This is a genomic window from Micromonospora echinofusca, from assembly GCF_017614955.1.
GTDB classification, from domain to species: Bacteria; Actinomycetota; Actinomycetes; order Mycobacteriales; family Micromonosporaceae; genus Micromonospora; species Micromonospora echinofusca_A.
This window is the reverse complement of the sequence record NZ_WVUH01000332.1, coordinates 1-7,866: the sequence shown is the minus strand read 5'-3', so window position 1 is coordinate 7,866 and position 7,866 is coordinate 1. Positions and strand designations below refer to the sequence as shown.

The following is a 7,866-nucleotide window of genomic DNA, read 5'->3' as shown; positions in this document are numbered from 1 at the left end:
CTGGGGGGACACGACGCCGGGCGTGGGGGTTGCTGGCTGCGGTGACACGGTTTCCAGTACGGGCGGCGGATTCAGCAGAGGCTGTGGTTCGGGGATCATCGGCCCGACCGCTCCCGCACCGTTGGCCAGCAGGCCGAGTGACGCAGCAACCGCGAGCCCCAGGACCGGTGCGAGCACCGGACGCACCCGGTGGAGCGTCCCGGGGCGGTCCGCGCAAATTCGGAGATCACGGTCGGAAGGTTTCCCGGACAATTTCATGACCATTCCCCTGATCGTTCCGGTCGATCAAACCGGTCGTGAACCGACCCTTCACCGGTAGACCGAGCAGAGGAGTGGGGTAGTCGTGCGCAACGCCCGGATATGACGCCATCCGGAATGGTGGGCACTGCTCGTGCAGCGGCCTGCCGCGCGCCGCCGCTGCTCCGGCTACGCCAGCAGCTCGACAGCGTCCCACCAGAGCACGCGACGGAACCTGGACCGGGGTGGCGGCCTGCGCCGGGCGCCAGCGGGTAAGGATCAGCGGCGTTCCGGTGTTGCAGGTCCCAGAGGTACGAGAGGAGATCCCGTGTTCCTACGCCGCATGAAGGCCGAACTGCCCACTCCCGACCAGGCGCTGCCCGGCCGTCCGATCGCCATGCCGGTGGTCGCCCCGCACGAGGTGCTGGGTACCCCGCTGAACGGCCCCTTCCCCACGGGGTCCCAGGTCGCGGTCTTCGGGATGGGTTGTTTCTGGGGTGCCGAGCGGCTGTTCTGGACCCTGCCCGGTGTGATCACCACCTCCGTCGGCTATGCGGGCGGTTTCACCCAGAATCCGACGTACGAGGAGGTCTGTTCCGGTCTGACCGGGCACACCGAGGTGGTCCAGGTGGTCTACGACCCGGCCAGGATCGCCTACGAGGACCTGCTGAAGGTCTTCTGGGAGAACCACGATCCGACCCAGGGCATGCGTCAGGGCAACGACGTCGGCACCCAGTACCGGTCGGCCATCTACACCACCACGGACGAGCAGGCCGCTGCCGCCAGGGCGTCCCGGGAGGCCTTCAACCCGATCGTCCGGGCCACCGGCCGGGGTGACATCACCACCGAGATCGACAAACTGGGCGATTACTACTTTGCCGAGTCGTATCACCAGCAGTACCTGGCGCCGACGAAGAACCCGGACGGCTACTGCAACCACGGTCCGAACGGAATGAGCTGCCCGGTCGGCGTGGCCCGCACGGCGGACTGAGCGCAGTCCGACCACGCACCGTCACCAAAGCGGCGCATTATAGCAACCAGATCAGCGCACCGGTATCCGCTCAGCAGGCGGATACCGGTGACCTCTGGCAGCATTGGCTGGCATGTGCGGACTGGCTGGCGAGTACCGACGGGACGGCTCCCGCGCCGACGTGGCGACGGTGGAGCGGATGGCAGCGACGATGGACGACCGCGGCCCGGACGACGCCGGAGCATGGTCGGCGGGGCCGGTGGCCCTCGGTCACCGCAGGCTCCGGATCATCGACCTCTCCGCGGCCAGCGGGCAGCCGGTCACCGACCCGGTCTCCGGGTTGACGGGTGTCTTCAACGGGTGCATCTACAACTACCGCGAACTGCGCGCCGAACTCGCCGCCCGGGGTCACCGCTTCTTCTCCGCCGGTGACAGCGAGGTCGTGGTCAAGGCGTACGCCGAGTGGGGCGTCGACTTCGTCGACCACCTCACCGGCATGTTCGCCGTGGCGATCGTCGAGCGGGACAGCGGTCGGCTGGTACTGGCCCGGGACCGGCTCGGCATCAAACCGCTCTACCTCACCGAGACCGCCGACCGGGTCCGGTTCGCGAGCACCCTGCCCGCCCTGCTGGCCGGTGGCGACGTGGACACCACCATCGACAAGGTCGCGCTCGCCCACTACCTGAGCTTCCACAGCGTGGTACCCGCACCCCGTACCATCCTGCGCGGGGTGACCAAGCTGCCGCCGGCCACCGTCCGGGTGTACGAACCGGACGGCCGGATGCACGAGCGGGTCTACTGGGACCCGCCCTTCACCCGTCGGCCCGAACACGCCGGCTGGTCCGACCGGGACTGGCAGGACGCCCTGCTGGCCTCGTTCACCACCGCGGTACGCCGCCGGATGGTGGCCGACGTACCGGTCGGGGTCCTGCTCTCCGGCGGGTTGGACTCCAGCCTGGTGGTGGCCCTGCTGGCCGGCGAGGGGCAACCCGGCCTGGCCACCTTCTCCATCGGCTTCGACGCCGTCGGCGGCCGGTCCGGCGACGAGTTCCGCTACTCCGACCTGGTGGCGAAGACCTTCGACACCGACCACCACCAGATCAGGGTGGCCGCCGCCGACCTGCTCCCCCCGCTGGAGTCCGCCGTCGCGGCCATGTCCGAGCCGATGGTCAGCCACGACTGCGTGGCCTTCCACCTGCTCAGCCAGGTGGTCTCCGAACACGTCAAAGTGGTGCAGTCCGGGCAGGGCGCGGACGAGATCCTCGGCGGCTACCACTGGTACCCGCCGCTCGCCGGGGTCGGCCGGGACGACGTGCTCGACACGTACGCCCGGGCGTTCTTCGACCGGGACGCGGCCGGACTGGCCCGGGTGCTCGACCCCGACCACCTGGCCGACGGTGACCCGGCCCGCGAGTTCGTCGCCGCGCACCTGGCCCGGCCGGGCGCGCAGACCGCCGTCGACGCCGGGCTGCGGCTGGACACCACGGTCATGCTGGTCGACGACCCGGTGAAACGGGTGGACAACATGACCATGGCGCACGGGTTGGAGGCCCGGGTGCCGTTCCTCGACCACGAGTTCGTCGAGCTGGCGGCGAGCTGCCCACCGGAACTGAAGCTCGACCAGGGTGGCAAGGGGGTGCTCAAGGAGATCGGCCGTCGGGTACTGCCCGGGGAGGTCGTCGACCGGCCCAAGGGGTACTTCCCGGTGCCGGGCCTCACCCACCTGGAGGGCCAGCTGCTGGTCCGGGTACGCGACGCGCTGTACGCGCCCGAGGCCCGTCGCCGGGGTCTGTTCCGGGCCGACTACGTCGACGCTCTGCTCCGCGAACCGAACGCCGAGCTGACCCCGCTGCGCGGCAACAAGCTGTGGCAGCTCGGTCTGCTGGAGATGTGGCTCCAGAGCCACCGGATCGGCTGACCATGACCGAGTGCATGAAGAACCGGGAACGGATCGGCCCCGGTGGCGACCCGGTGGTGCCCGCCGGCCCGCGCGAGCGGACCGAACCGGGCTCGGACGTGGTCCTCGACTGCGGCTGGGGACGACTCGTCTTCGGCCAGACCTTCACCCACCCGTCCCGGGTCGCCGACGTGCTCCGGGCCGAGGTGGAGGGGTCCCGGGACATCTGCGTCTACCTGCGGGACCCGCACGTGCTCGTCTCCCGGCTCCCCGACGAGCTGTTCATCGACCCGTCGCTGACCTACCGCCTGCACCTGGACGACCGGGAGTGGACCCCGGTGGCGCAGCCGGGGCTGCGCATCCGCCGGCTGCGTGACGCCACCGACGCGGACGCCGTCAACCGGATCTACGCCCGCAACGGCATGGTCACCGCCCCGGTCGGGGTACTGGTCGACAACGCAGCCACCGACCGGTTCGTGCACCTGGTGGCGGAGTCGGCGACCGGGGACGTGGTCGGCACGGTCACCGGGGTGGACCACGTCGAGGTCTTCGACGACCGGCAGAACGGGGCGAGCCTGTGGTGCCTGACCGTCGACGCCAACCAGGCCCCGCCCGGTACCGGCCAGGCGCTGCTGCGGGAACTGGCCGCGCGGCTCGCCGCCCGGGGCCGGGCCTTCGTCGACCTGTCGGTACTGGCCGAGAACACCGGGGCCATCCGGCTCTACGAGCGGCTCGGCTTCTACCGCACCCCGATGCTCTGCGTGAAACGAAAGAACCCGATCAACGAGCGGCTCTTCCTGCCCGGCCTGCCCGACGGGTACGACCGGCTCAACCCGTACGCCCGGATCGTCGGCGACGAGGCCATGCGGCGGGGCATCCGGGTGGAGGTCACCGACCCGGACTGGGGGGAACTGCGGCTGACGAACGGCGGCCGGACCGTGGTCACCCGGGAGTCGCTGTCCGAGCTGACCTCGGCGGTGGCGATGAGCCGCTGCGACGACAAGCGGGTCACCCGGCGCATCCTCGCCGGGGCCGGGCTGGCCGTACCCCGGGGCCGGACCGCGACCGACGCCGCCGCCGACGCCGACGCCGACGCCGCCTTCCTGGCCGAGGTGGGCGCGGTCGTGGTCAAGCCGGCCCGGGGTGAGCAGGGCAACGGCATCACCGTCGGGGTACGCACCCCGGACGCGCTCGCCGCCGCCGTGGAACTGGCCCGGCGGTACTGCCCGGACGTGCTGATCGAGGAGCTGCGCGACGGGGAGGACCTGCGGGTGGTGGTGATCGACCACGAGGTGGTCGCGGCGGCCGTCCGACGACCCGCCTCGGTCACCGGTGACGGGGTGCACGACGTCGCCACCCTGATCGACCGGCAGAGCCGGCGCCGGGCGGCGGCCACCGACGGCGAGTCGCGCATCCCGGTGGACGGGATGACCCGCGAGGTGGTCGCCGAGGCCGGGTACGCGATGGACGACGTGCTGCCGGCCGGTACGGTGCTGCCCGTCCGGCGGACCGCGAACCTGCACACGGGCGGCACCATCCACGACGTGACGGCCGAGTTGCACCCGGTGATCGCCGGGGCGTGCGTGGCCGCCAGCCGGGCCCTGGACATCCCGGTGACCGGGCTGGACCTGCTGGTCACCGACCCGGGCCGGCCGGAGCACGTCTTCATCGAGGCGAACGAGCGGCCCGGCCTGGCCAACCACGAGCCGCAGCCGACCGCCGAACGCTTCGTCGACCTGCTCTTCCCGGGTACCCGGGCACCCCGCCGGCTCTGGTCCCCGACGGAACGGTAAGGAGTTCTGACATGCCGCACCGGAAGCAGCCGCGTACGCCGGCACCGCTGCCCCTGGACGGGGACTACCTCCGGCAGGTACTGCTCGAACTGCTGGAGATCCCCAGCCCGTCGGGGCGTACCGACCACATCCAGCAGTACGTGGGCGAGCGGCTCTCCGCGCTGGGCATCCCGTCCACGGTCACCCGGCGTGGGGCGCTCAGCGCCTGCCTGGCCGGTCCCCGGTCCACCGGCGCGGACCGGGCGGTCGTGGTGCACACCGACACCATCGGCGGCATGGTCAAGCAGCTCAAGGAGAACGGCCGGCTGGAGCTGAAGCCGATCGGTACGCACAGCGCCCGGTTCGCCGAGGGCGCCCACGTGCGGATCTTCACCGACGACCTGGACCGGGTGGTCACCGGTCAGGTGCTGCCGTTGAAGGCCAGCGGGCACCGGTACAACGACGACGTCGACCTCCAGGGCGTCGGCTGGCAGCAGGTCGAGGTACGCGTCGACGAACCGGTCGACGACGTGGCCGGGCTGCGCGCCCTCGGTGTCGACGTGGGGGACTTCGTGGCGTTCCTGCCGAACCCGTCGGTCACCCCCAGCGGGTACGTCAAGTCGCGGCACCTGGACGACAAGGCCGGGGTGGCGGCCGTGCTCACCGCGTTCAAGGCGCTGGTCGACGCCGGGGTGCAGCCGCCGGTCACCGCGCACCTGCTGGTCACCGCGACCGAGGAGATCGGGCACGGGGCGAGCCACGGGCTCGACCCGGACGTGGCCGAGATCGTCTCGGTGGACGCCGCCGTGGTGGCGCCCGGCCAGCAGTCCCGGGAGCACGCGGCCACCCTGGCCATGGGGGACGGGGTCGGTCCGTTCGACTACCACCTGACCCGTAACCTGGCCGCGATCGCCGCCCGGCACGGCGTGGACCTGGTCCGGGACGTCTTCGACTACTACCGGTCGGATGTGGCGGCGGCGGTGGAGGCCGGCGCGCACGCCCGGGTGGCGCTGCTCGGCTTCGGGGTGGACGCCACCCACGGCCACGAACGCACCCACCTGGACGGGTTGACCCACCTGGCGCAACTGCTCTGTCTCTACCTCCAGAGCGATCTGGTCTTCCCCGAGTGGGACGCCGAGCCGGCGGGTGACCTGGCGGACTTCCCCTCCCTGGCGGTGCAGCCGGCGTCCGCCGACGGTCCCCGGGACGGCCCGATCGGCATCGCCGACGCCGGTTGAATCCGCTGTGCAAATTCCATTGCCGGTGCCGCCGGGCAGTGGCTAACGTGGCGGTACACGGGAAAGGAGGTGGTCCAGGCTTTGTGTAGTTATCGGACTCGTGAGGTGGCTGTCCGCTAGCCGCTGTCCTTGACAGTAAAGATCGTCGAGACCGTGTGGCAGCGGTGCGGCGAATCCACGTCAGCCACCCGACCCCCGGGGTGCCGGCCCAGTCCAGCCGGCCCGTGCGCGAGCACGGAAGCCCCGGGGGTCGTTTCATTCCCGAAAGAGGTCCGGTCCCGTGTCGATGCGCGAGCTGACCGTGCTGGGCACCGCGAGCCAGGTGCCGACCCGACGGCGCAACCACAACGGGTACGTGCTGCGCTGGGACGACGAGGTGATCCTCTTCGACCCGGGCGAGGGCAGCCAGCGGCAGTTGCTGCACACCGGCATCACCGCCACCGACCTGACCCGGATCTGTGTCACCCACTTCCACGGCGACCACTGCCTGGGCCTGCCCGGCATGATCCAGCGGCTCTCCCTGGACCGGGTACCGCACCCGGTGCCGGTGCACTTCCCGGCCGGGGGCGCGGAGTACTTCGCCCGGCTGCGGCACGCCAGTTCGTTCCACGAGACCGCCGACGTCCGCGCCGAGCCGGTGGACAGCGACGGGTGGCGGGTCACCACCCGGGTCGGCACGCTGGAGGCCCGCCGGCTGCGGCACCCGATCGAGACGTACGGGTACCGGCTGGTCGAGCCGGACGAGCGCCGGATGCTCCCCGACCGGCTGGCGGCGTACGGCATCCGTGGTCCGGCCGTCGGTGAGCTGATCCGTGCCGGTCACCTCGACGTCGACGGACGCCGGGTGACCCTGGCGGAGGTCAGCGAGCCGCGCCCCGGGCAGCGCTTCGCGTTCGTGATGGACACCGGGCTCTGTGACGGCGTCCACGCGCTCGCCGAGCAGGCCGACCTGCTGGTGATCGAGTCGACCTTCCTGAACGTGGACGCCGCCCTCGCCGCCGAGGTCGGGCACCTCACGGCCGCCCAGGCCGCCCGGGTGGCCGCCGGGGCCGGGGTACGCCGGCTGGTGCTCACCCACTTCTCCCAGCGGTACGCCGACCCGCAGCGCTTCACCGACGAGGCCCGTGAGCACTTCGACGGTGACCTGGTGGTCGCCGAGGATCTCGGGACGGTTCCGGTGCCACCCCGGCGGGTACCCTCGACTGGGTGATCATCACGCTACGGCCGGCAACGGCCGACGACCTCATGTCCGTCGGTGCCCTGCACCAGCGCTCCCGGGTCTCCGCCTACCGCCCGTTCCTGCCCCGGGAGGCGCTGGCGGAGCCGACGGCGGAGATGCTGGGCCGGTACTGGGTCGAGCGGTGGTCACACGAGCGGGACAGCCACCTGCTGACCGTGGCCGAGCAGGATGCGCAGCTCGCCGGCTTCACGTACCTCGGGCCGGAGGAGACCGACCCGGACACCGGGCTGCTGTGTGCGATCCACCTCGACCCGGACCGGCAGGGGCGGGGAATCGGCCGGGCCCTGATGATCGACGCGTTGGCCACCCTGCACCGGCGGGGTTGGCGCCGGGCCAACCTCTGGGTGCTCCGCGACAACGGGCGGGCCCGACGGTTCTACGAGCGCGGCGGCTGGGTGGCGGACGGCGTGGAGCGCGACGAGCACTTCGGGCCGGTCACCGTCCGGCAGCTCCGCTACACCCGCGCCCTGCCCTGACCCGCCCTCGCCACCTGCGGACGGTCGGCCCGCACG

General features: G+C 71.7%; 7 protein-coding genes. 6 read left to right on the top strand and 1 reads right to left on the bottom strand.

Annotation, left to right across the window (positions count from 1 at the left end; translation table 11 throughout):
- Positions 1-186, bottom strand: a 186-nt coding sequence (locus tag GSF22_RS27385; RefSeq protein WP_208816623.1) for a hypothetical protein, incomplete at its 3' end; no start/stop codon positions are given.
- Positions 187-565: 379 nt separating this feature from the next.
- Between GSF22_RS27385 and msrA the strand changes: the two genes are divergently transcribed.
- The 6 genes from msrA (at position 566) to GSF22_RS27355 (ending at position 7,830) form a co-directional block, all read left to right on the top strand.
- Positions 566-1,228, top strand: a complete 663-nt coding sequence (msrA, locus tag GSF22_RS27380; protein ID WP_208816622.1) for a peptide-methionine (S)-S-oxide reductase MsrA — start codon at positions 566-568, stop codon at positions 1,226-1,228.
- A 112-nt stretch (positions 1,229-1,340) separates the two neighbouring features.
- Complete coding sequence (locus tag GSF22_RS27375) at positions 1,341-3,125, top strand: N-acetylglutaminylglutamine amidotransferase (RefSeq protein WP_208816621.1); 1,785 nt, start codon at positions 1,341-1,343, stop codon at positions 3,123-3,125.
- A gap of 2 nt (positions 3,126-3,127) precedes the next feature.
- Positions 3,128-4,897, top strand: coding sequence for an N-acetylglutaminylglutamine synthetase (gene ngg / locus GSF22_RS27370; RefSeq protein ID WP_208816620.1), 1,770 nt, complete (start codon positions 3,128-3,130; stop codon positions 4,895-4,897).
- Between the two features lie 11 nt (positions 4,898-4,908).
- Complete coding sequence (locus GSF22_RS27365; protein ID WP_208816619.1) at positions 4,909-6,114, top strand: osmoprotectant NAGGN system M42 family peptidase; 1,206 nt, start codon at positions 4,909-4,911, stop codon at positions 6,112-6,114.
- A gap of 280 nt (positions 6,115-6,394) precedes the next feature.
- Positions 6,395-7,324, top strand: a complete 930-nt coding sequence (locus GSF22_RS27360) for a ribonuclease Z (RefSeq protein WP_208816618.1) — start codon at positions 6,395-6,397, stop codon at positions 7,322-7,324.
- A complete protein-coding gene (locus GSF22_RS27355; protein WP_208816617.1) occupies positions 7,321-7,830 on the top strand; it encodes a GNAT family N-acetyltransferase in 510 nt (169 codons plus the stop codon). The genes GSF22_RS27360 and GSF22_RS27355 overlap by 4 nt, the downstream gene beginning before the upstream one ends.
- Positions 7,831-7,866 lie beyond the last annotated feature (36 nt).